Source organism: Spiroplasma endosymbiont of Polydrusus formosus (assembly GCF_964263245.1).
Taxonomy (GTDB): Bacteria; Bacillota_I; Bacilli_A; order Mycoplasmatales; family Mycoplasmataceae; genus Spiroplasma.
Genome location: NZ_OZ181656.1, coordinates 1202357 through 1225902, shown reverse-complemented (window position 1 = coordinate 1225902; position 23546 = coordinate 1202357). Strand labels below are relative to the sequence as shown.

The window sequence follows — 23546 nt, the reverse complement described above, 5'->3', positions numbered from 1 at the left end:
TATATTAAAAATATCTTGTTATATTTTCCAAAATATCGCAATAATATCGCAATATAAATTAAATTACAAAAAAAATCACCACACATATGCTTTATTATATCTTATATTCTAAAATAAGGAATGATGGTTTTAATACTTAATAATATCAACATTATACCACAAAAAACAGGAAATTCAGCACCTTTACAATCTAATCTCCTACCGATATAAAAATAAACATTTTTTGTTAGTTTTTATTATCCGTTATTTTCATATAAAAAAGAAAACACCTTATTATGAATAACTTGTTCTTTTACTTGTTGATCAGACACTAATTTCGTTTCTTTTAATGTTTTCCCGTCAATCACAAATTGTTTTCCTAATTTCTCATATTGTTCATTAATTTCTGCTTCAGTTGCAGTAATTTTTTCTTTTTGAACAACAGCATCAATAATAATATTATTTTCTAATCGATTTTTAGCATCTTTAAATAACTCATCAAAAATATCTTTTTCAGACATTCCTGTTCGTTTCTTATAAGTTTTGATATTCATTTGTTGTCCTCGCAATTTTTGCTCAAATTCATGTTTTAATTGATTTGTTTCTTTTCGAACAATTGACTCTGGTAAAGTAATCTTTGAATCCTCAGCAATTAAAAGGAATAAATGGCCAATAAAATGATCATATTCTTGTTTGATTGATTGTTCATAAATATTATTTTTAACATACGTTTTTAACTTGGTTAATGTATCAATTCCTTTTATATTAACGTCTTTTGCTAAATCATCATTTAATAGTGGTAATACTTTTTCTTTAACCTCTTTAATATTTAATTTAAAAACAGCAGCAACTGAACGCAATTCTTCAACATGATAATCCGCAGGGAAAGTAACATTAATTGATGTTTTTTCCCCAGCTTTTAAACCAATCATGGTGTTTTCAAAACCTGGAATAAATTGATTGCTACCAATTTCCAAGGTAAAATCTGTTGCTTTGCCACCTTTAAATTGTTTTCCATTAACAAAACCTTCAAAGTCAAAAATTACGGTATCACCTTTAGCAATTTTCCCTGTTACTTCTGATTCTCCTTTTTTTTCTGTTTTTGCTTTAAAAACAGCAAAACGATTACGAATTTGATTAATATTATCTTCAATATCTTTTTCTTTTATTTCAATTTTTTCTTTTTTTAAGTGCTCATCAGCAAAACCAGTATATTTACTAATTTCAACTTTTGGTTTTAAATCAAATTCTAATTGTAGAATATATACTGCTATACTAATTTTTTTAACACTTGAAACAGGAGAAGAAAATGGATCAATATCTGATTTTTGATCAAACGCAAATTTATAGGCCTCATTAACAACTAAATGATGCGCTGCATCTAAAATTTTTTCTTCCGTTAAATGTTTCTTTAATAAATTAGCTGGTACTTTCCCTTTACGAAAACCAGGAACTTGTAATTGTTCTCCTGCTTTATTTTGGGCCTTTTTAATACAATTGGATCATTCTGTACCATCAATGGTTACATACCATCTTCCAATTCCTTTACTCTCGATTATTTCAGCTCTAAATTTCATACTATACTCCTTAATTAATTATTGCATATAATTAATTATAGCAAAAAGAATGGTTTTAAATAACCTTTTTGCTAATTTTTATTTTGTCCCCTAAGGCTTTTTTTCAATCATAAATATTTTAAGGGTGTTTTTGATCAAAATAAATAACATATTTTTTCACTATTTCATTTTGCACTTTAAATTGATCAGCCAACACTTGTAATGTTATGTTTTCTCCATACATCCGATGCCCTTGATATATAATAGAAATCGCTAATTCTCTTGTTTCATTATGTTCTAAAAAATAAGGATATAAATTATAATAATATGTTTCTAATAAATACAAGCAAGTATGGTATAAACCAGGATTATCGTTATAAACTAATTGATCTAATAATTTCATAACAACTTTAACCTGGTCACTATCTTTATATAGAATAATTTTGGTTGGATCTAAATTAAAAACACCATTTATTTTTTTAACTTGAAATACCTCAGTAATTTCTTGTTTTTTTAAAAGATATAATAAATAAATTTTAGCAAAATTAGAAACATTTTTATTAAGGAAATATTTACGAATAACTGGCAGAATTTGACGTAAATTTTGATCTTTTAAATATTGAAAAGCTAATAATTGTGTTTCTTCATCAAGTGGATTTGCTAAAATAGCACTAATTTTTGCTAATGTTCAAACAGTCGTTTCGCTAGGTTTTTGTTCACGGATTTTCGCATTAACTTCTTGTAACAAGATTTTTAATTTTTTTTCAATATGTTGTGGAACATACGGCATCATTAATTCATCATTAATTTTTATAAAGGCTCCATCATAATCATTATTATTAATTAATTCCTTAATTTCATCAATTAACTCATCATAATAATTTAATGGTGTTTCCATTTAATAAGTCCTCCTGCCATGAATTTATCATTTATATTTATTATAACAATTTTAAAAAATAAAACCTTATTTAAAAACTTAAATAAGGTTTTAAATAAGGTTTTTTAACTTAATTACAATTTAAAAAATGGCGCCCACGGAGAGATTCGAACTCCCGACCCTACACTTAGAAGGCGCATGCTCTCTCCTACTGAGCTACGTGGGCATACCATAAGAATAATAACACAAATTAAAGTTTATTTTCAATAAAATAATTTTGATTTTTTAAAAATAAATTTCATCAATAATATTGTAATCATGTAATTATTCTTTTGTTTTTTTTTTTTTTGTTGATCTTGTAATAACAAATTGTTTTTTGAGATGGATTACTGCCCTATAAATTACAATAAAAATAGCACTATTAAAACTAAATTTCAATAAATTAAAAGGAATAACTACTGGAATTAAAATACTTTTAAATCATTGCACTGTCTCACTTGGAAAATGTAAGAAATTAGCATACATATCACAAATAAATAATAAATTAAATAAAGTCATTAAAAATGACACCGCAATTGTTGCGATAGTAACATTAATTATTGTAATTAAATAATCAATTTTCTTTGAAGCACAATCTTTAATCAAACAATTAATAATCCTGTTAACAAAAATATCTCCTAATAAAAAAATAAATAAAAAGATTAAATCTGCTAACATTAGAGCAAATGCATCAATTGGACTATCCCCTAAATAAAGAATTCGTAATCAACTCACACTAATTGTTAAAAAAGAAGCATAAATAATACCAAACAAACAAACAGTTAATAATATTAAAAAATCAGTTAATTCAATTTTTAAAAATGGCATAACTGGAAAAACTGCTAAATTTAATATTTTACTTATTCATGACAATAACACATATAAAGCAACAACAATCGCCACTGCTACGACTCTTTTTGTATCTAAGTACAATAAATTTTTTAATTTTGTTTGCATATTATCACCTTGCTTAATTATAAATTATTTTTAAAATATAGCAAAGTAAAAAACTATGTTCCAATATTATTGTTAATCTGATACCTAAAATAATATTCGGTCAGTAAATAAAAAAAATTATATATTATCCTTTCAAATAGCAATAATAACAAATATAAATTTTTCAAAATAATTACGGATTTAATTGTTAAAAATAACTCCATATAAACTTATAATTACCTGAATTGTAAAATTAAATTAATGTATAAGTTCCAATAAGTTGAATTATATTTATGTGGACTTTCAAAAAAAATATAATTATGAAGAAAGTAAGAATATAAAAATAGGGAAGAAATTCATCGATATATGAATTTAAAAAACAAATTGTTTTACTTTATCAAAATGGCAAAACAATTCTTGAAATTTTTAAATAATATAAGGTGTCAAAATCAACTATATATCAGTTAATTGAAAAATTTCATAATTCTGGATTTTTTAAAGCAAAAGATAATCGCACTGTTGAAGAAAATTAACTGATTGCCTTGCGAAAATAATTAATATAATTATAAATGAAAAACAACCTTTTAAAGCAAGCGGCGCTGATAATTGGCAAAAAATAGAAATTATTAACAATAATAAAGAAAAATATTCTGTGCGAAAAATTGGTCAAAGAGGATTAAAATTAAAGATAGTAAAATCAACATATTACTATAAAAATTAATAAATGTGGCTATGGTTGATGTTAATAATTATGAACAAGAAATTATCAATGCATTTATTATAATGATAATCGCCAAAATTTATGGATCTTGTAAAATTAAAGATTTTTTAATCAGAAAGATATTATCTTATCGCGAAGAAAAATTCATCAAATTATGATTAAAAATTAGTTAGTATCTAAATATACCAAATTAAAATATTGTAATCATAAGTTGGTGGTTAATAACGACGAAATTAGCAACGTTTTAAACTGTGAATTTAATAATTAATAATAAAACACAACCCAATGAAGTTGTTGTTAGTGATTTAACATATGTTCAAGGTGGTGTTAAATGACATTTGACATTATCCTTTGTTTGTTGATTGACTTGTTTAATCGTGAAATAATTGGCTATAGTGTCGAGACAAATAAAACAATACAACTAGTGCAAGAAACCTTTTATTCAATTACAATACCATTAAAACAAATTACGTTATTTCATAATAACTGGAGTAATGAATTTAAAAATAAAATCATTGATAATACCTTAAATATTTTTAACACCAAACAATCATTAAGCAATAAAAGCTATCTTTATGATAATGCTGGGGCTGAAACAATTTACAAAAGTTTTAAAAAATAATTTGTTAAGAGGCAAAAATTTATAAATTTAACCCAATTAAAATACAAATTATTTGACTTTGTGCATTGATATAACAATATTTGAATTCATGGTAGTTTAAATTATTTAATACCCTGTTGAATTTAGAAAACAACAGTCCATATAAAAAGTGTCTTAAAATTTGTTGTTAATCCAGGGACAGTTAAAAAAATAAAGAAAAACCTTTATAATTATATTTTTAATAAAAAAATGTTTTAATGATAATAAAGTTGTTGGTAATTTTAATAATTGTAAATTGTAATTTGTTATAATTTTATTAACTTTTTATTATTTAGTTTTACAGTATACACATTAAAAAACCAACTCATTTCTAAGTTGATTTGTTGCACATCATATTATAGTTTACATTTTGTGCTATTGATAATATTTGTTGATTTTAGAATGTTCATTAATAAATCATGTAAACATTTAATAATTTGAACTAATGGGACAACTTTATTTCGATATTCGGTTATCTTAACGGTAATTTCAATGCGTTTTTTTGGTGTTAATCCAATGACAAAATCATAACAAGCTTGTACCTCTTCAATAATTTTTTCTTTATTAAATTCTTGTAACTTGATTTTTCCTTCATTATAATTTTTTTCAATTTGATTAATATTTTCTAATTGTGCTTTTAATTTTTCATCTTCTTTTTCAACCGAAAAATCAGTTAAAATAATATCTCTTTGTAAAAAGAAACCTAGTTGATTTACTAAATTTCAAATTTCTAAGGCATCATTAGTATTATTAATATCTGTGATACATTTATCAATAGCTTCATCAAGACCTTTAATTTCATCATCATAAATTTTTGTCAATTCCCCAACTTCAACTTTCATCATATTGACAAAAAGTTTATTTAAATCAATGGGACTATCTTCTTTTGCACTAGTAATAAAATCATTTAAAAACCGTGGTAATGGAATAATCGCATTAAATAACTTACTTACTTCAATTAAAGTAGTAACTTTTTTCTGATCAATTTCCTCGGGTTTTTTATCTTGCAAATATTCTGTTCTAATATCGTCAAATAATGATTTTATTTCGGTTTTAACAAAATTAAATAAATCCTCAAAATTAATTTTAAACTTTGCTCCCGCTAAAAAAGCTTCTATTTTTGGATTTTTTTCGGCCGTATCTTTTCCGTAGTCTTTTTCAAAAAGATTAATATATTTTATCAAATAATTAATCATCCCTTTTTCAACATCTGCTCAAAAATTATTTTGTTGTGTCATATTTGATCCCCTATTCTTCTAATAATAATTCGATGATGTATTTCAATTTTACCGTAAAATAATAATTTATGTAAATTTAATTTATCTTTTCACGATTTTCTTTAATTCGTTGTCGATTAACCGATAAATTATTTAAATTAACAACTATTATTACTAATAAAGAAATAATTATGTTAGCACAATTTACATCTTGACAAAGTTTTTAACTTATTCACAAACAGACATATATGGTCTTTTGCATTTATTACGCGATCATCATGTATTTACATGAATATCTTTTTTTTATTAAGTTATTAACTCCCTTTGTTGTTATAATTTATAATCTGCTGAACTATTATATTTAACCATTTATATTAATTCAAAATGTAAAGTATAAAAATCACTATCAAATATATCACCATATAAGTTTAGCATTTTTCTTCTCTGGCATTTGGTTTATCTTCTCATTTAATTAATTAATATTGTGTTTTACTTGCATAACATTTTTATCATAATAATTTTAATTGGTTTGTATTTATTAACATTGTAAATACTTCAATACGGTTTCTTATTTTAAATTTCTGTTTTTGTGCTGGTTTAAATGTCATATATTGCCCAAAAGAGTAATTATATTTCTTTTGATTTAAACTTTGTAATGTTGAATAAGCACTATCATCAACATTTATTGATATTCCTTGTTGTATTAATTTAAAGTATTGATTTAATTGATTGTTATAAAATTCTAAAATATCTTTTACTTGTTATAATTCATTTTTAAATTGTTGAGTAGCATTTGAATGCGTATATTCTGATACTTTATAAGCTTTTTTTATCAAATTCATTAAATAATCAAAAAACTAGCTGCTGTTGTATGTCGTTTTGGACTAGCAGCATTAGCAATATTAACACCACCCAATAATTTCGTTGGTTGAATAATATCGGTTACTTGCATAATATAAATATGCCTTGCAAAGATTGATCAACTAGTGTTGTCAGGAAATCATCAACTCCACACTTTTGTTCTTTCAATATCCAATTGTTACAATCTTAATCGATCATTAACTTTATCTTATGGTAATTAATAATTAAGTTTTCAACTAGAATAATGAATAATAATTTTCATATTTTATTTTTTAATATATTTAATTTTTTCATATTTACTATGAATTATTTCTTCATTAAAAGATAATAATTCATTACAATAACCAACAATATATCGTTTTAAACTTTCAGGATTACATGTATTAATTGTTATTTTATTTTTATAACCACTAATAACAAAATCTAAATCACTTAAATCTTTTTTTGAAATTGGTCACATTCTTTTCTTCAATCAATAACTAATTTATATTTATTCAAATCAACAAATGCTTTTAATTTTTATTTTCGACTTGGTGAATGCAAATTTTTACAATATATTTTGCTATCATTTGATAAAGTAAAAATAAATTTTGATAAATTAATAGTATAAGGTATATTATTTTCATCCAACGTATTTCATATATTTTGAAATATACTACCTTTTAAAGGTTTACTCCGATACACACTAGCGATTATACAAATTGGTTCTTTAATTAATAAATTAATTTTTAATAATTCAACCAAACATTTTAATATTTGATATAGTCTAACCACTACGTTGTGTACCGATTTGATTAATTTAATTAACTAATTCATATTTCTTGGTAAATGCGGATATTTATTGCCAATACTACTATTTTGTAATAACCAATAAAGAGTTTCTAACAAATAAGTAAAATTATTAAGCATTATTATCACTTTCTTTTTTAATATCTCTGATATTCGTTTGTAAATTAATAATTATTGGCTATTGATTATTTAAGTTTAATTCTTGTTCCGATTGTTTTTCTTGCAGTGAATACTTATGATTAAATGCGACGCTATTAATATAACCTAGTATCTTCTGAAGTTTAACCATCCGTTTAATAAGTTAACTTTCTATTTTATCAACTTGTTTTTCAAATAAAGAAATTATATTATCACTCGCGTAACTATCATATCTTAACTTGCGAGAAAGGTTGAATTTATTGGTTAAATCATTCAAAGTATATAAATAAAAAATATTATATAAGTAATTTATCACGTCAAAACTGCTCTATTTTACGCTCAAATGTTCGTAAACTTGCTGTTTTTGGATTAAATTATTTAATTTTTACTCCTTTTTATACTAAATTGTAATCATAAAAATTATATGGTTAAATATAAGTAGAAAAATGTACGAAAGAACTTGGTAAAGTTATTTTTTTATTATCTATATTTTACATCAAAATAAAAAAATAACTTTACTTTTTTAGTTAAATTAATTTGCTAATAATTAATACTTAAATTGTAACATAATAAATAAAAAATTAGGTCGCATAAATTATTTTGGGGTTTTAAATTAATACCTTATAAATTGTGAAATAATATACCACTTACTTAATTATAATGTATTACTTTTAATTTTATTGTCAATATATTTTTTATATTTTTTAAATTTTTCCATAACAATAATACATTTTTATTAAAATTATTTAATTTCTTATATAAAACTAATAAAAATATAAACTTGGTTGTAAATTATTATTTACAAAATTATTAACTGAATAATTAAATTTATTTTCTTCTAATAGTTGTTCACTAATATTAAATAAATCAATTTTATTTTTTAATCCCATCATACTAGCATTTAATTTATTTATAATAGTTTTTTTTTTGCTATAAATTGTTTTTTTAATAATAGTGCCTTTTAAATAATGAAAAATATCATCCTCCATATGACAACCAACATTATTTCATAGTGTTTGATTTATGGCTCCTTATTTATTATTTTTAATTAATTTAATAGTTTTATTAAAAAAATCTAATTTATAATCACTTATAAAGTGTTTACTATATTGTAAACATTGTAATAATTCTTCATATTTATCATTATAAAAATAATCAACGGCTTTATGATATGCTTCTATATTTTCCTTATTTTTATTTTGATAGGGATATAATTTTTTAAATCTACTTGTAATATTAAAATGGCGTCCCCGTACGGTGAACCATCAAAAACAATCTCACAATAATTGTTTTTTAATATAAATTTATTTGTATTATTTATCGGATGGTATCTCTAAATTTAGAACTTTTATCATAAAAACAGATTTTTTACTGTTTTATTCCCTACACAAAATAAATAATTTTTTTATAAATCATTTCAATAAAAGTGTTATCTAGTTAATAATTCAACAAGATTTAAATTTGTCGTTTGTGTATACACAAACGACAAATTTAAAAATAAATAATAATGAAACAAAATATACTAAGGGTGTTACGTGTGATTTACCAAGTAAAGATTATTCAAATTTATATTAAACAAATAAATCACAAGGATCAAATATATAATTTACTTTTTTATTGCAAATAACAAAATTATCTAATAATGGTAATGGCAAACTTACATAAACATATTTACAAGCATATTATACTAATGATGTAAAATTAAAATTAGATTTGAAAAAGTAATATTCAATCAATTAAAAGGTGCTTTAAAAACTCTTTGGGACCTTTAGGACAATTATAAAAATATAACAATAGATGTTTTTTCTAACCAAAACGTTTTAGGAATTATAAATAAAAGTAAAAACCTTATTAAAATTACAATTAAGACAAAATAAAAAAAATAGACATTAAATCTATTTTTTTATAAAACTTTAACTTTTACATTGCTGTTTTCATCTAAAATTAAATTGGTTTCTTGTTTATATAAATTTCAACGATATATTGATTTAAAATGAGTTCCATAAACTGCGCCCAAAAAATAAGTAAAATAAAAAAATTTTGCTAAATTTTTATAGGGGTGCAGTTTATCATATTCTTTTTAAAATTTCTTTTTTGTTGGTAACAACATCTGTTTATAACAATTCTTTATTTTGTTTCTTCTTTTTTAATAACATCTTCAATGCTGTCTTGTTTTTGTTCTTTTTTATGTGTTTTGATAAATCTAATTGTTTCAATAATTAAAACAATTACCCCAAAACTATTAAGCATTGCACCAATAATTACATATGTAGGTCAAGCAATCCCTAATTTAGTAGGGCCCAAAAAACAAATAATAATTCCGGCAATAAAAAACAAGGATGAAACTCCAAAGATTTTCAAAAACATAATTACATCTTTAATAGTTGCTTTTGACATAAAATCATCTCCCTTCTAAATTACTTTTTTTCTTTGAATATATAATGATTGAATTTTAGCGGGTGTTCCGCGTTTATCTTTATATGATATAATTCTCCCTTGAAAAAATGATACAAAAAAATATAATCCATCATTTGTTTCAATTGGAACTTTAACAGAAAACGAAAATTTAGGATGTGTTGTAACCATACCGCCATATCCGCCAGTTGGATTATTTTCATTATTTTGAACAAAAACTTGGTAAATATAATTATCTTTATCATAATTTTTAATATCATAAGAATGATCACTGTTTGGTACAAAATCGTTGGTGTCAACAACTTCTCATTTTGAAACAACTGGAATTAAATCAGTAATTAAATTTTTCAATTCATTTAAGATTTCTTCTTTTATTTTTGCAAGTTTTTCATCTTTAATCTTTTCTATAACAATCTTATCTAGTAATGTATCAACTTCTAACTGGGTATAATATGCTTCTAAATCAATCATTGTTAAATTAATACCTTCTTCTTGAAAAGAACGAAACATTTTCTTTAAAGTTGTTAGATTAGCCAATGATTTTGCGTAAGTAGGTAATAAACCTTGTCATGTTGCCATTGGATCATTTTGTGAAGAATAGCTAATAGCACCAACACTCATATTTGCTGAAGTAAAGAATTCAATTGGAATCCGGTTAAATGTTCAATGTTCAACCGTAATAAATACCATATTAATACAAATTTTCTTTAATAATTGGTCTTTAAATGTTTCAAACTTTAACTTTGTAAAGGGATAGTTTAAATATGAATTAATCATATTTTCAGCTCTTAAAGCAAAAGTTTTAAATCATAATTCGACATCACCTTTAAATAATTTATTATAACGAACGGAATTTGGATAATTTTTCCTGTTATTGGATTAAAATTATTATAATTTTCCAAAGTAACATTTTCTCATAATTCATTTAACATTTAATCATCTCCTTATCATTGCTTTCTTTTGTTTTGATTTTATTTAAGATAAACTTTTTTACTACTTGACATTGTCTTTGTTTTAATTATTTTGCTTAAATCTTGATTTGTTATTAGTTGTTTGTATGTTTGAAATGGTATTTCATTATCTAATAAATTAGTAAATACGCTATCTTCTAGTGTTTGTACTAGTTTATCTTTATTAGTAAAGTTATTTTTAAATTGTTCTTGCAATTTTAATATCTTAGCAATTGTTCGATATATTTTAAAATTATATTTTATTACTTGTTGATAAGCAAGTAGTGCAAAAGAAACTTAAATTAAACAAACTTGTTTTTGTAAAACCTCAACCAATAAATCACTAACTATGCATATAATATACAAATGGTTCTTTTGTTAAAATAAACTGTTCTGCTTTTATTAAAGTCGTCATAACAACAATTGGAGTATATTTATGGTTTTTATAATATATTGTTAAAGCAACTTCATTCGAAAATAGATAAAGGAACAATTTTAATTGCTAAAAAAACATCATAACCATAAGCGAAAGGTAATAATTGTCCCCCTTTTTTTAATAGCATTATTTTCAAATTTATATAATATTTTTTTAGTTTTCTTTGTAATTTTATTAATTACTTTTTTTAATCGTAATTATTTGTTTTTCAATTGGGGCTAATAATTTTTTAGTTACTTTTTGAAGATAAAAATTTGGGTTTAAATGATTTAAATTTTATTTAATTTAATTTGTGTTTGATGCAAAATATTTAATTCATATTCAGATAGTCATTTATTAGCATTTTTTCATTTACGTTGGGTGTTTTTGAACTAATGTCGGACTTATTTTTTGAAAATTTTTTCAATTTTTAATAAACTATTAATTGTGTTTAGTTTAGAAACTTTAAAACCTTTATAAAAATCATTACGGCTAATTTACCAATTGTATATAATAAAGTTTTATTATTAACCTGTTTTGTAAAATCAAATATTAATTTATCAGATAAAATCTTTTTACCAGTAACTTGTTTGACAATGTCCTCTAAGTTATTAGCAGTTATTACACCTAATTTTTCAAGTAGTTTGGTTTTCTTTTGCTAATTTTAAAATTATAGTTGTTCGAGCCGCGCGTGTTAATTTACCAACACCACTAATTGCTGGTAATAAATTTAAGGCAGTACTTTTTGCTGTCACTTCTGAGGTTAATTTATCATATATTTTATTTACGACAAAATCGGTTGCTTTTTCTATTCCAAATGAGATAAATGCTGAAGCAAAATTATCTAATTTTGCTTCTAATCCAACAGCCGAAGCAATTTCACCAATTAAAACCGATAAATCAAGGACTAAAACTTGTATTCCTAAAAATTATAATAATTGTAAACCAAAACTTTTTTCTTGTTGTTTAGCAGATAATATTGTTGGTAACTGTTTTTAACAGCATAAATAGGGATTCTTTTAGATGTTCCGATCAAGTGGCATATCTTATCCGAAACGAAAAAGTACTATTTTTAAATACTAATTAATAATTTTTAATTTTAACATAAATCGGATTTGTTTGATCAGTATCTTTATTTTTACCATCAATTTGAACTTTAATAATTTTATCGTTTATAAATATCAATTGGTTAATCTTTGCTTTTGGTTTTAATATAGCAATAAAAATCATTTTCAGTTAAATAATTATTTATGGCTTTTCCTGCTTTTAAGCAATATCTTTAAATTGCGATTTTAATTGTTCGGATATTGTTTTTGTTTGGTATGAGATATGAACGGTTGGTTTATCTGATTTATTAATTCCAACAACTAATATCAATTTTGACAACAATATGTTTAATAATTCCTTTTGCTTCAACTACCGCGCCACCTAAATATAAAACTCTTTCCATAATTAAAGTATTACCATCCCAGTTCCTAATGCCGCCGCCCCAACCCTTAACGGAGTGTGGTCTTTTTTGCGTATAATATAAGCGGGTCATATTTTTTGCTAAATTTAAAGGCAATTATATTAACACCATTTGATAATAATTCAATCGTTTTTTATGAACCATCTTTATTAATAATTGGTAATTTTTTAGGAACCACATAGTATGTTGTTCCTTCAACAGTTTTCATTGCCCCACTTTTTGTTATTATGCTATTTATTTGGTTGTTTGCTCCAAGTTGTAACTGTAATTTATTACGAATTCCACGAATAAAATCAGCGGAACCTAAGACAACTGTTTCTGATGGAGTAAAGCCATTTTCATATATTTTATCAATCATTTCATCATGAATTTGTAAAGCACTTGTATCATCTGCTTTTTGTCCTTGGATAGTGGTAACTGTTCCTTTGTTAATAATATCTAAAATTTTATTGCGTTTGTAAGCAACTTCAGTGTCCATTGCTTGCTCAATATCAGCAGCCCAAAGATTAGGGGATTAAAATCACTTTCTACGGGGTCTAATTTACGAGCAAAAGTTAAAATGGTATCTAATTCAACAATTCCATCTTCAAATTCCACTGTTGAATATTTTAATAAATTATCATCGGTATTAAATATTTGTCCGTTCGCCCCTAAACCTTCGTTATATTTAATATTTTTCTTTTTTTATATGTTAAACCAAATTTGTTGGCTTCTTTTCATGCAAATAAAGCTTCTCAACTAAATTTTTGTTGATAAGTTTGTAAATATCATTGGTCAAATGCTTCACACTCTTTTTGTGTTGCTTTGTTAGCGATATCACCAAATATTCTTTGTGGATTTTGTGCCATATTTTATTTTAAAATCAACATAAATATGACCCAACTTATTGAAACCTATCCAACGGGGTATTTAAATCGTAAAGAAAAAAATATAATTAAAAAAATAGTAAGTAATTTTTATTAGTAGTTACTAAAATGATTGTAGTCTTTTCCTTTCTGTTTATTTATCTTTTTAAATAAACAGAAAATCCTTTTGTTGGTTAATATTTTGATATTTAGTAAGAATATTTATATTTTTATTTAATTAGTTAAATCGCCACCCACCACCCACATCACTTCATAGGTGGGTGGTGGGTGGCGATACTAAAACTTTATCTAAATATAAAGTTTATCCCGTACGGAAACAAACAACAGTTTACCCAATTATTAATTATAACTTCATACATTCCTAGACAAATTTATATAAAGAAAATAATTTTTTGGAGTTACAATCATCTTGTTTTTTAGTGTCATGTATTGTTTTTTTTTGGTTTAACAACACTCTTTTTATGAAAACAAGCCCAAAAACACATGCTATAATATTTCGCAAGTGATTAATCTTGCCGAAAATTAAAGAAATAAACAGGAAGTAAACCCAATCGCTTTCACACTTTCTTTAAAGCTTTGCACCATAGATGAGTTATCAATCTTTCATCATCAAAATATTAAGTTTTAAAGATTTGATCCAATAAATATAATTATTTTTTACAAAATAAAAAGCACTTTATCGAAAAAGAATAAAGTGCTATATTTGCATTTACAATTTACAATTAAAAAAACATCTTATGAAATAAATCAAAGTAAAAAACTGTCCATATAATTTATAAAATGTTGATTATTGGTTTAAACCCAATTGAAATTTATTAAAATAGTAATAAAAACAAAAAAGATAGTCGCAAAAAAAACATTAAATAAAATTTACCTTTAAATTATTAATTATTTAGTTAATTATTAACACTACTTCATCAGATATTATTACAAATATAATAAGAAATATTGACAAAGATTTTATCTGTTCAAAGACTTTATTTATGTTTAACTTTTCTCGTTATAATTTTAATAAAGAAAATTTATTACGAAAAGATAAAAATAAACCACATAATAAAACAGAAAACCGTGGAAAAGTTAATAATTGTCGAACAATTATTTAACGTAATATTGAATTTCCAAATATTAAAGCAATAAATGTTTTTGGTCATCTAGAAGGAGATACTATAGTTGGTGAAAACCATAAAATAGCAATTATAACTTTGGTTGATATATGATTTAAAACATCAATCCTGTTAGTAACTAAATACTAGCAAAAGCAAAGATGTCATAGAAAGTATAATAAAATTTATTTTAAACAAACCACCTGGCACAATAAAAACAATTACATTTGATCGTGATAAAGAATTTAATAAGTGAAAAAACTTTAAAATATTTATAAAATAAAAGTTTATTTTGCTTATGATGGTTGTCCTGGCTAAAGAGAATTAAACGAAAATAATGTAAATTATTAACCAAAACAAAAAAACTGTTGAACGTTTTTTAATATGTTTAACGTTTTTTAATTTGTTAAATTAACTATACTTTGTTCTAAAAATTTAAATGTTTTCTTCCCAATAATGACTTTTTTCTCCGTTTCACCACTAATTTGATAAATAATTTTATTAAACACACCATTAATATCAATCCCAATTATTTGTGATAACATAATTTCTTCATCTAAAAAGAAAAATGTTGTTTGATTCAACTTAATTCATAGACTATTATTAACTAACGTATGAACAATTAAATAACTTAAAATTAAAGCATAATTACAAATTGCAATAATAAAAAATAAATAAGCAAAAGTATCTGAAATATCAGTTAAAATCATTAACAAAATATAATCAATAATAATAAAAATATTAATCGGTGTTAAAATAACATAAATTGTAATAAAAATAAAAAGGATCATTCCCTTTCATTTACATTCTTTAATACTATCCTTATTTTCTTTTTGTTTTTTATAATTAAGGAAAAATAAAGTATGAAAAGTATACAAAGTTAACATTAAAATTAATAAAAAAATGATAATAATATGCATTTTCATTACCAAATTATCCTCCTTTTTCTTGCCATGCTTTAAAAATTATTATTGATATTTTAACATCATTTGTTATAAAACAATAAATTTTTTCAGATGTACTAATAAAAAAACCAAGTTGATAAAATCCATTCCAATTAAAAACACTTGGTAGGGCAAAATTGATATCTTTTAATCGAATTATTACATTTTGATCTTTAGTTTGTCACAACACCAAGTGTTGATTTGTTACATAAAGTGTTCCGGCCATGGTTTCCCTGCTCCTATTTGTGGTTAAGTTTAAATAACCAGCCAGGTTTTCAACATAATATTTATTTTGCATTTGTTGACTTAAATAATAAGCGTTTTGTTTCTTTTCTTTTTTCTTAGTGATTTCATAGCCACTAATTGTTGCTTGATAATAACATGTTTCATCTTTTGGCAATTCATATTTAATTTGTACTTCATTTAATGGATCAGTTAATAATGGTTGATTATCATCAATCATCTTTTGTAGTTCATGTTTTTTTTGTTTAAAATGCTTAATTTTTTGTTGTTGGAAAAAAGCTAAAATAAGCACAATAATGGTACCGCATCCTAAAATACTTCCAAATAAAATAAAAGCAATTAAATAACTATTGTTCATTTTTTTTCACACCTTATAAATTAGATATGGTGTTTCTAACCCTTTTACAATGATTATAAAGCACTTTTTGTTGCATATATAAATACCCACACACCCAAAAGCCCCCCCTCCTGGACACCTGACACAATAAAAGAAGAAAAAATAATATTATTAATGCAAAAGATGCTTAATTCAAGATTGTTAATTTGTGTTAACGGTCAAATCGTTGTAATCTTCTCATTAATAATTAAAATTCGTTGGTTCGTAATAAACATATGACCATTTTGAAAAGGAATTTGACCATTTCTTTATTTTTTACCATTTCCATAACCAACACTAATACCATTTTCAAATGGAATAGTATATTTTGAGTGGATTTGACCAGCATTCTTTTTCGTTTACCCTTGGCGGTATAAGTTGTTACTGAAATATTGCTAAAAAACTTTTCACCAGGTTCTAACTTAGATTTAACAGCAATTTTCTTGTAAAAGTAAGTTTGCTAATTTATTATTAATATATTCCTGATTTTCCAATTCTAATTGTTTATAAATTTCAAAAAAAGTTGTTTTTTCTTTTGATAAAATCGTCATAAAAAACCACTAAATATAATTAATAAACTAAGTAAAAAAACAATTATAATTAACCCTGCGATTGTCATTTTCATCAACTTCCTATTTTAAAATATTAATGCCATTATTAAAATTATTAATAAAAGTTTGCAACATTAATTCTTCTGCCGAATTTCATGGTTGTTCAAAGCGATTATAATAATAAATATTAATTAAATCTTTTGTTTTTTGGTTAAATTTATCATAATATTTTTTATCAATTAAAAAATGGGTTCCTTGGTTAATGATAATACTTGAAATATAATTTTCTCATTGTTTTTCATTTTTATTCTTTTCGTCTCATTTGGCAAAATAAATATTAAGGATTCGATTATTTTTATGATAAATAAAGTGGACTTCCCCTTTTTTATCCTTATTAACTAATCATGCGTATAAAATTTTATTTGGCAAAAAGGGATTATTTGGCTAATTAATTGCTTGAAAAGTAATTGGTGTTAATTGAACTAATAAAATATCATTAAAAACAAGCGAATTAATTGGCTTTGATAAAATAATTTTTTTAGTAACATATCTATGTTGTTGATTGTTTAAATTGTTAAGTAATCATGATAACTCGAATTGATAAATTAAAGATAATTTCATAAGACGACGAAGTTTAATCGTTAATATTACTTGTTCAGCAACACTTAACCTATAATAATAATTAACATATGTTTCATAAAGCTCTTTATGATCAATTAAATTATCATTTATATTAATTAATAATGCTTCTAGTTGTGGTGCTAGGACCTTGTCTGTTTTAAGATACTCATTAAGATGTTTACAACAAAAAACATTAAAATAATATGCCGTTTTATCATCCTTAGTAGCATCTAAAAATGGTGTTTTAATACTTTTAAAAAAATGCTTTGAATAATAACGATTTAAATAATACCTATTTTTACTAATTTCAAGTGAATACAAGTCATATTGAGAAACTTTATTGTCACAATCTGGCAAAATACATGTTTGTTTAGCACAATTTTTTAAAACTTGTTGATAATGTTTTGTTTCTTGTTGCAAATAAAGTTCTTAAAAAGTCGAATCCCCCACCGCTTGTAAAATTGAAATATATTCTGTTCGGTTTTTAGTTGAACTTAAGACATTTGGTTTGCAACAAACATCATATTTTTCTTTGCTTAAACAAATACATTCTTCATTATCATCAAAAGTAAAAATTGGGCGGTAATGTCGGTGTAAATAATCTAATTGGTTATCATCTAAAAAATAACTTTTTAATAAAGCATCAGGCATCACTTGTTCTGAGTTTTTAAAATTATCTTCTATCTGATTTTCTAATCCTTTTTGCATCGTAAAATACGTCTCCTCTAATTTTATCTTCTAAGTATAGTTATAAACTTATCTAATTAATTTTGCTATAAAAAAACTTAACATCAAAAAAGGAGTGAGTATAAGTAATGAAAATTAATAATCAACAACAAATTTGTAATGTTAATAATTGTCGTAAAGCAATATCATTCATTACCTCGTTTAGAGATTGTTTTATTTCAAATAAGAAAACAACCCTAACAATAGTTATTTTTTGTCGCTTCATCGTACACGATGCCTAAATTAAAAGCATTTACTAACTTGCCAACAACTGCTCTCCCTTCTCTCCCGACTAAATCTCAGCTCCACCACCAATAATTAAAAATCAATGGTTGTTTTAATGGTTGCTGAAATAGTCTCAGTCATTTTTTTCGTTGTAATAAACAACCGACAAGGGCAAATAATCCGGTTAAGATGGCTGGGGTAATCCCAATAAACTATTTAAATAAATTTAAAATATAATCTACTATTGTTAAAGATAAAAAATTATACATTCTCATCCCATCTTGCTAATTATCATTTTGTTATAATTAAAAAACGAGGTACAATTCTAACGGTTTAAATCAACATAACATATTTCCATATGCCTATTATGATTTTATTTTTTCTTAATACTTTGCAATTTGTTTTCCTTTTTTGGTACTAAATGAGCTGCTTGTAAATTTTTGCAAATTTTAGTTAAATTATCGTTGAAAGGTAATTTTAACATAATAAAAATACATCTTAGTTCATCACAAATGAACTAAGATGTATTTTTATTATTAGCAATAATCTATTTTGCTCGTTTCATTGAGTTCATAACTTTTTTAATATCTACTTCCGAAGGTTTTCTCCCCATTTGCATATACATTGCCCGAATTTGTTTTTCAGTAATTGGGGGATTATCACGTAATTGTTTTTGAACAATCTTTTTAGTAATTAAAAATCCTAAAACCCCACCAATAACTAAAGAACCAATCCCAATAATAAGTCCTCCTCATCAAGGCATTTTTATTGTCCTCCTTTTTATCCTAATAATTAAATAATTATTATAACAATTCTTATAATATTTTAACATATTTTTTAAAATAAGTCTTATTTATCCGTGCTAATTTAAAAACCAGGTTAACAATAGCTCACCTCCCTTATTTTACTAAAATTCTTGGCGGGTAACGGGAAACTGCATAATCTGGTTTTATTATTTTAATTTAACGCCTAATTCATCCAGTTGTTTTGCATCAGCTGGACTTGGTGAAGATGTCATTGGGTCAGTTCCCGCGGCATTCTTGGGAAAAGCAATTACATCCCTAACTGACTCACTATTTGTTAAAATCATTGCTAAACGATCAATGCCAAAGGCAATTCCGCCATGTGGTGGTACACCATAATTAAAAGCATTTAAGAATCATCCAAATTTACTTTCAATTTCGGCTTTTGATAATTGTAAAGATTTAAACATGCGTTCTTGGATTTCGCTTTGATGAATTCGAATGCTACCCCCACCAATTTCATATCCATTTAAAACAAGATCATAAGCATCAGCTCGTGCAATGGTGTTGTTGTCTAGTTGTTGATCAAAGTTATCTAAAAAAACTACGGTTGGGGCCGTAAAAGGATGGTGCACTGTTTTATAACGTTGTGTTTCGTCTGATCATTCGTATAATGGTCAATTAACAATTCATAAGAAATTATATTGATTGGGTGGAATTAAATCAAACATTTTTGCTAAAGCAACCCGAACTGCGCCCAAAGCTTGACAAGTAATAGTTTTTTTATCACTGATAAAAAAGAATGTCCCTGTTTGATTGTTACTTTTTTGTAATAACTTTGCTTTTTCTGCCGCACTAAGAACTTTCGACAAGGGCCCCTCTCAATTACTATTTTCTTGTTTAACTCATGATAATCCTTTTGATTTATTTTGTTGGACAATGCGGGTTAATTCCTCAACTTGTTTTTTTGTTACTAACTGGGGAATAAAAATTCCTTTTAAACTCATTCCTTCTTTTAAAGCGGTGGCAAAGATTGTAAAAGTAGTTTTATTAAAAATGGTACTAGCCTCAAATAATTTTAAATCATAACGAGTATCGGGTTTATCAGTACCATATGTTTCAATTGCAACATCATAATCCATTTGAATAAATGGTGTTTTAATATTAACTTGCATTACATCATACATAATTGTTTTAAATAATGTTTCTACTAACTTAATAATATCGTCTCGTTCAACAAAACTCATTTCTAAGTCTAATTGGGTAAACTCTGGTTGACGATCACTTCGTAAATCTTCATCACGAAAACATTTGGCAATTTGAAAATATTGGTCAAAGCCAGCTAACATTAATAATTGTTTAAATAATTGCGGTGATTGTGGTAAAGCATAAAAATTATGTTGATTTAATCTTGATGGTACTAAAAAATCGCGAGCCCCTTCTGGTGTTGATTTATTTAAAATTGGTGTTTCAATATCAATAAATTTATGGGCTTGTAAAAATTGGCGAATGGTTTGAATTAATTGATTACGTAGCATAATTTTTTGTTGCATTATTGGTCGGCGTAAATCTAAGTATCGATACTTCATACGAACATCTTCTAAAGCATCAGTAACATCATTAATAATTAATGGTGGGGTTTGTGCTTTTGATAAAATGGTAATCTTATTAGCAACAACTTCAATTGCTCCCGTTACTAATTCAGGGTTTTTACTTTTACGTTCAATAACAACCCCTTCCACGCCAATAACAAATTCATTACGAATGGTATTAATCATTTCATATTGTTGGTGCTTTGGTTGGACAACAATTTGGGTAATACCATCACGATCACGTAAATCCAAGAAAATAATTCCACCTAAGCGTCTATTCTTCGCTACTCAACCATTTAAAACTACTTTTTTTTTAACATCTTGTAATGTTAATTCTCCGCAGGTATGTGTTCTTTTCATTATTTATTCTCCTTATTTAAAAAGGTAATAATTTTTTCAAATTTAACCTCTTGTTTCTTGTTTTTTTTATATAATTTTTAATTTTAATAACATTTTTTTAAATTATTAATCAATAATAATAATTGCGTGCTTCGCTTTTAACCCATCTAAAGATTTAAACTGTGCTTTAACACTGCGTGCTAAATAATCGCAATCCACTCCGTAAACAAATAGCACGTAACATTAATAAAATAGAAACAGCTAAATGACGCGCGTGATTTGATAAACAAATTAAAAATAAGCATCAAGATATGGTTCATCAGCCAAAGTATAATGTTCTATTCTGATAATGTTAACAATAAAAATTCTAAATCCAACAGTGTGATAATAAAAAACTTGGTTCAAAAGTATGAACCAATTTATCATATCTCTATCCGCCTAATAGGGTTAGTTCTCGTTCTTGTTTATCAATAACAATTTCAAAAACAACCCCTGTATAATAATCTAATCCGCGAACTAGTTTATAATATAAAACAAAAGGGACTTCTAATTTTGTTAAAAGACTTTGTAAGACTTTAAATTCATTATTTTCTTCTTCTGTTTAATAATCATAAATTTTAGGTGCTGTATCAAATTTATTTTTGTCAATCTTACAATCCAATACATGTAAAGGGTTTTTAAACGCGAATTTGACAATCAACACATATAATTCTTGTTGTTGGAAGAAAGCTGTTAAAACAACAAGATACTTTGTTCGCTCAGCACCAATGATTAAATAATTTAATTTTAAGGTTAAATAATTTAATTTTAAGGTTAAATAATTTAATTTTAAGGTTAAATAATTTAACTCAATTGTTTTTAAAAAAGTATACCCAAGTAAAATAACTTCAACATCTAATAAATAGTTCTTGCCTCAACAACTTCAACACTAAACTGATTAAATTGACGTAAACATCCATGTTGTGGTAGTTCATAACAAAACATATTGCCAAGATAAAATAATTTTAATGGTAATTCATATTTCCTATATAATTTATATTCAATAATACTACGAATTACAGGGACTGTTCCTTCTGGTCGTAAAAACAAATTATCGTTCTTTTTTTGTCTAATAACTCAAACATTTCTTTACTAACAATATCTGTTTCAGTTCCGACCGAACGAACAAATAAATTTTTTGCTTCAAAAATTAGCGTTCTAATTTTATAATAATTATATTGCATTGCAAGACTACGCAGCATTAATTATAAGGCACTTAATTCCATTGCTTTTCATAATATATGTCTTCTGTTCCGCATGATTTTTGAATATTCATAATTAATTTTCCTTCTAAATAAAAAACTAAAAAAATGCTTAGGAACGAAAAAAATCGCGGTGCCATCCTATTTTCATTATCTTTTAGTTAATGCACTTTATTGTCAAAATCTATTAAATTTTATCATAATGTTTTCAAAATATTTTAAAAAATTAAAATAGTTTCCACCAACCACTATTTATATGTTAAATTATTGTAAAAATAATTTCTTTCAATTAAAATTATACCTATTTTTAAGAAAAGTAAAATAAATTAACAATTTTTAAATAAGTTAAAAATTAAAAATACTATGAAAATTTAGCAGAACTATTTTCATATTTAAATATTTTTATATTATATTTTTTACACGTATTTATAAAATCATCTGGAAGATCTATTATATTAACATCATATTAAAAAATAATAATCTTAACAATATTTTCCATTAAATTTAATTTAGTTTTATTTTTGCCAAATAATACAGGGTATTCATAAAATAAATTGGTCGTATAAATTATCTTGGGTATTAAATTAATACCTTAAAAATTGTGGAATAATATAACAATTACTTAATTAGATTATATTACTTTCAATTTTATTGTCAATATATTTTTATATTTTTTTAAATTTTTCCACAACAAAAATACATTTTTATTAAAATTATTTAATTTCTTATATGAAAATAATAAAAATATAAGCTTAATTGTAAATTATTATTTACAAAATTATTAACTGAATAATTAAATTTATTTTCATCTAATAGTTGTTCGCTAATATTAAATAAATCAATTTTATTTTTTTAATCCCATCATATTAACATTTAATTTATTTCTAATAGTTTTTTCGCTATAAATTGTTTTTTTAAAAATAGTGCCTTTTAAATAATGAAAAATATCATCCTCCATATGACAACCAACATTAT

General features: G+C 24.4%; 29 protein-coding genes and 1 tRNA gene. 2 read left to right on the top strand and 28 right to left on the bottom strand.

Translation table 4 applies throughout. The annotated features are described in order from the left end of the window. Nucleotides 1-236: 236 nt before the first annotated feature. The 4 genes from tig to ACE38S_RS06425 all read right to left on the bottom strand — a co-directional run bounded on the left by tig (nt 237) and on the right by ACE38S_RS06425 (nt 3408). Entirely contained in the window at nt 237-1556 is a 1320-nt protein-coding gene (tig, locus tag ACE38S_RS06440; RefSeq protein WP_374696892.1) for a trigger factor, read from the bottom strand. Between the two features lie 118 nt (nt 1557-1674). Continuing rightward, nucleotides 1675-2433 carry a DUF3196 family protein gene (locus ACE38S_RS06435; RefSeq protein ID WP_374696891.1) on the bottom strand — a complete coding sequence of 253 codons (759 nt, stop codon included), beginning with the start codon at nt 2431-2433 and terminating at the stop codon, nt 1675-1677. A 128-nt stretch (nt 2434-2561) separates the two neighbouring features. Further along, nucleotides 2562-2638 (bottom strand) — tRNA-Arg (locus ACE38S_RS06430). A 98-nt stretch (nt 2639-2736) separates the two neighbouring features. Next, entirely contained in the window at nt 2737-3408 is a 672-nt protein-coding gene (locus tag ACE38S_RS06425; protein ID WP_374696890.1) for an ECF transporter S component, read from the bottom strand. Nucleotides 3409-4113: 705 nt separating this feature from the next. Between ACE38S_RS06425 and ACE38S_RS06420 the strand changes: the two genes are divergently transcribed. Together ACE38S_RS06420 and ACE38S_RS06415 are read left to right on the top strand one after the other, a co-directional pair. Continuing rightward, complete coding sequence (locus ACE38S_RS06420) at nt 4114-4281, top strand: hypothetical protein (RefSeq protein WP_374696889.1); 168 nt, start codon at nt 4114-4116, stop codon at nt 4279-4281. Nucleotides 4282-4439: 158 nt separating this feature from the next. Then, complete coding sequence (locus ACE38S_RS06415; protein ID WP_374696888.1) at nt 4440-4730, top strand: hypothetical protein; 291 nt, start codon at nt 4440-4442, stop codon at nt 4728-4730. 374 nt (nt 4731-5104) lie between these two features. Here ACE38S_RS06415 and ACE38S_RS06410 read toward each other — a convergent pair whose 3' ends face one another. The 24 genes from ACE38S_RS06410 to ACE38S_RS06295 all read right to left on the bottom strand — a co-directional run bounded on the left by ACE38S_RS06410 (nt 5105) and on the right by ACE38S_RS06295 (nt 22571). After that, nucleotides 5105-5986, bottom strand: a complete 882-nt coding sequence (locus ACE38S_RS06410) for a hypothetical protein (RefSeq protein ID WP_374696887.1) — start codon at nt 5984-5986, stop codon at nt 5105-5107. Nucleotides 5987-6806: 820 nt separating this feature from the next. Next, nucleotides 6807-7001, bottom strand: coding sequence for a hypothetical protein (locus ACE38S_RS06405; RefSeq protein WP_374696886.1), 195 nt, complete (start codon nt 6999-7001; stop codon nt 6807-6809). Between the two features lie 90 nt (nt 7002-7091). Continuing rightward, on the bottom strand, nt 7092-7286 hold the full coding sequence (locus tag ACE38S_RS06400) for a hypothetical protein (RefSeq protein WP_374696703.1): 195 nt from the start codon (nt 7284-7286) through the stop codon (nt 7092-7094). 1231 nt (nt 7287-8517) lie between these two features. Continuing rightward, nucleotides 8518-8742: a hypothetical protein gene (locus tag ACE38S_RS06395; protein WP_374696885.1), complete on the bottom strand. Its 225-nt coding sequence runs from the start codon at nt 8740-8742 to the stop codon at nt 8518-8520. 42 nt (nt 8743-8784) lie between these two features. Continuing rightward, the gene (locus ACE38S_RS06390) at nt 8785-9036 is read right to left on the bottom strand and encodes a hypothetical protein (protein ID WP_374696884.1); all 252 of its coding nucleotides are present in this window, start codon (nt 9034-9036) and stop codon (nt 8785-8787) included. A gap of 844 nt (nt 9037-9880) precedes the next feature. Beyond that, nucleotides 9881-10150: a hypothetical protein gene (locus tag ACE38S_RS06385; RefSeq protein ID WP_374696883.1), complete on the bottom strand. Its 270-nt coding sequence runs from the start codon at nt 10148-10150 to the stop codon at nt 9881-9883. Nucleotides 10151-10165: 15 nt separating this feature from the next. Then, a complete protein-coding gene (locus tag ACE38S_RS06380) occupies nt 10166-10945 on the bottom strand; it encodes a hypothetical protein (RefSeq protein ID WP_374696882.1) in 780 nt (259 codons plus the stop codon). 11 nt (nt 10946-10956) lie between these two features. Beyond that, the gene (locus tag ACE38S_RS06375) at nt 10957-11100 is read right to left on the bottom strand and encodes a hypothetical protein (RefSeq protein WP_374696881.1); all 144 of its coding nucleotides are present in this window, start codon (nt 11098-11100) and stop codon (nt 10957-10959) included. A 39-nt stretch (nt 11101-11139) separates the two neighbouring features. Continuing rightward, nucleotides 11140-11334 (bottom strand): hypothetical protein, encoded by a 195-nt coding sequence (locus ACE38S_RS06370; protein WP_374696880.1) that lies wholly within the window; start codon nt 11332-11334, stop codon nt 11140-11142. A gap of 810 nt (nt 11335-12144) precedes the next feature. Further along, on the bottom strand, nt 12145-12288 hold the full coding sequence (locus ACE38S_RS06365) for a hypothetical protein (protein ID WP_374696879.1): 144 nt from the start codon (nt 12286-12288) through the stop codon (nt 12145-12147). Nucleotides 12289-12887: 599 nt separating this feature from the next. Then, complete coding sequence (locus tag ACE38S_RS06360) at nt 12888-13097, bottom strand: hypothetical protein (RefSeq protein ID WP_374696878.1); 210 nt, start codon at nt 13095-13097, stop codon at nt 12888-12890. 37 nt (nt 13098-13134) lie between these two features. Then, nucleotides 13135-13479 carry a hypothetical protein gene (locus ACE38S_RS06355; RefSeq protein ID WP_374696877.1) on the bottom strand — a complete coding sequence of 115 codons (345 nt, stop codon included), beginning with the start codon at nt 13477-13479 and terminating at the stop codon, nt 13135-13137. Next, nucleotides 13440-13598, bottom strand: coding sequence for a hypothetical protein (locus ACE38S_RS06350; RefSeq protein WP_374696876.1), 159 nt, complete (start codon nt 13596-13598; stop codon nt 13440-13442). The genes ACE38S_RS06355 and ACE38S_RS06350 overlap by 40 nt, the downstream gene beginning before the upstream one ends. Before the next feature lie 53 nt (nt 13599-13651). Continuing rightward, entirely contained in the window at nt 13652-13849 is a 198-nt protein-coding gene (locus tag ACE38S_RS06345) for a hypothetical protein (RefSeq protein ID WP_374696875.1), read from the bottom strand. 1519 nt (nt 13850-15368) lie between these two features. Continuing rightward, entirely contained in the window at nt 15369-15896 is a 528-nt protein-coding gene (locus ACE38S_RS06340; RefSeq protein ID WP_374696874.1) for a hypothetical protein, read from the bottom strand. Between the two features lie 7 nt (nt 15897-15903). Then, nucleotides 15904-16515, bottom strand: a complete 612-nt coding sequence (locus ACE38S_RS06335; RefSeq protein WP_374696873.1) for a hypothetical protein — start codon at nt 16513-16515, stop codon at nt 15904-15906. 650 nt (nt 16516-17165) lie between these two features. Next, nucleotides 17166-17513 carry a hypothetical protein gene (locus ACE38S_RS06330; protein WP_374696872.1) on the bottom strand — a complete coding sequence of 116 codons (348 nt, stop codon included), beginning with the start codon at nt 17511-17513 and terminating at the stop codon, nt 17166-17168. A 15-nt stretch (nt 17514-17528) separates the two neighbouring features. Beyond that, entirely contained in the window at nt 17529-18125 is a 597-nt protein-coding gene (locus ACE38S_RS06325; protein ID WP_374696871.1) for a hypothetical protein, read from the bottom strand. A gap of 9 nt (nt 18126-18134) precedes the next feature. Further along, a complete protein-coding gene (locus ACE38S_RS06320) occupies nt 18135-18413 on the bottom strand; it encodes a hypothetical protein (protein ID WP_374696870.1) in 279 nt (92 codons plus the stop codon). A 52-nt stretch (nt 18414-18465) separates the two neighbouring features. Further along, nucleotides 18466-18657: a hypothetical protein gene (locus ACE38S_RS06315; RefSeq protein ID WP_374696869.1), complete on the bottom strand. Its 192-nt coding sequence runs from the start codon at nt 18655-18657 to the stop codon at nt 18466-18468. A gap of 546 nt (nt 18658-19203) precedes the next feature. Continuing rightward, nucleotides 19204-19419, bottom strand: a complete 216-nt coding sequence (locus ACE38S_RS06310) for a YneF family protein (protein ID WP_374696868.1) — start codon at nt 19417-19419, stop codon at nt 19204-19206. A 189-nt stretch (nt 19420-19608) separates the two neighbouring features. Further along, nucleotides 19609-21351: an aspartate--tRNA ligase gene (gene aspS / locus ACE38S_RS06305; protein WP_374696867.1), complete on the bottom strand. Its 1743-nt coding sequence runs from the start codon at nt 21349-21351 to the stop codon at nt 19609-19611. A gap of 873 nt (nt 21352-22224) precedes the next feature. Next, complete coding sequence (locus tag ACE38S_RS06300) at nt 22225-22419, bottom strand: hypothetical protein (RefSeq protein WP_374696866.1); 195 nt, start codon at nt 22417-22419, stop codon at nt 22225-22227. Beyond that, nucleotides 22386-22571 carry a hypothetical protein gene (locus ACE38S_RS06295; protein WP_374696865.1) on the bottom strand — a complete coding sequence of 62 codons (186 nt, stop codon included), beginning with the start codon at nt 22569-22571 and terminating at the stop codon, nt 22386-22388. The genes ACE38S_RS06300 and ACE38S_RS06295 overlap by 34 nt, the downstream gene beginning before the upstream one ends. Between the last annotated feature and the right edge of the window lie 975 nt (nt 22572-23546).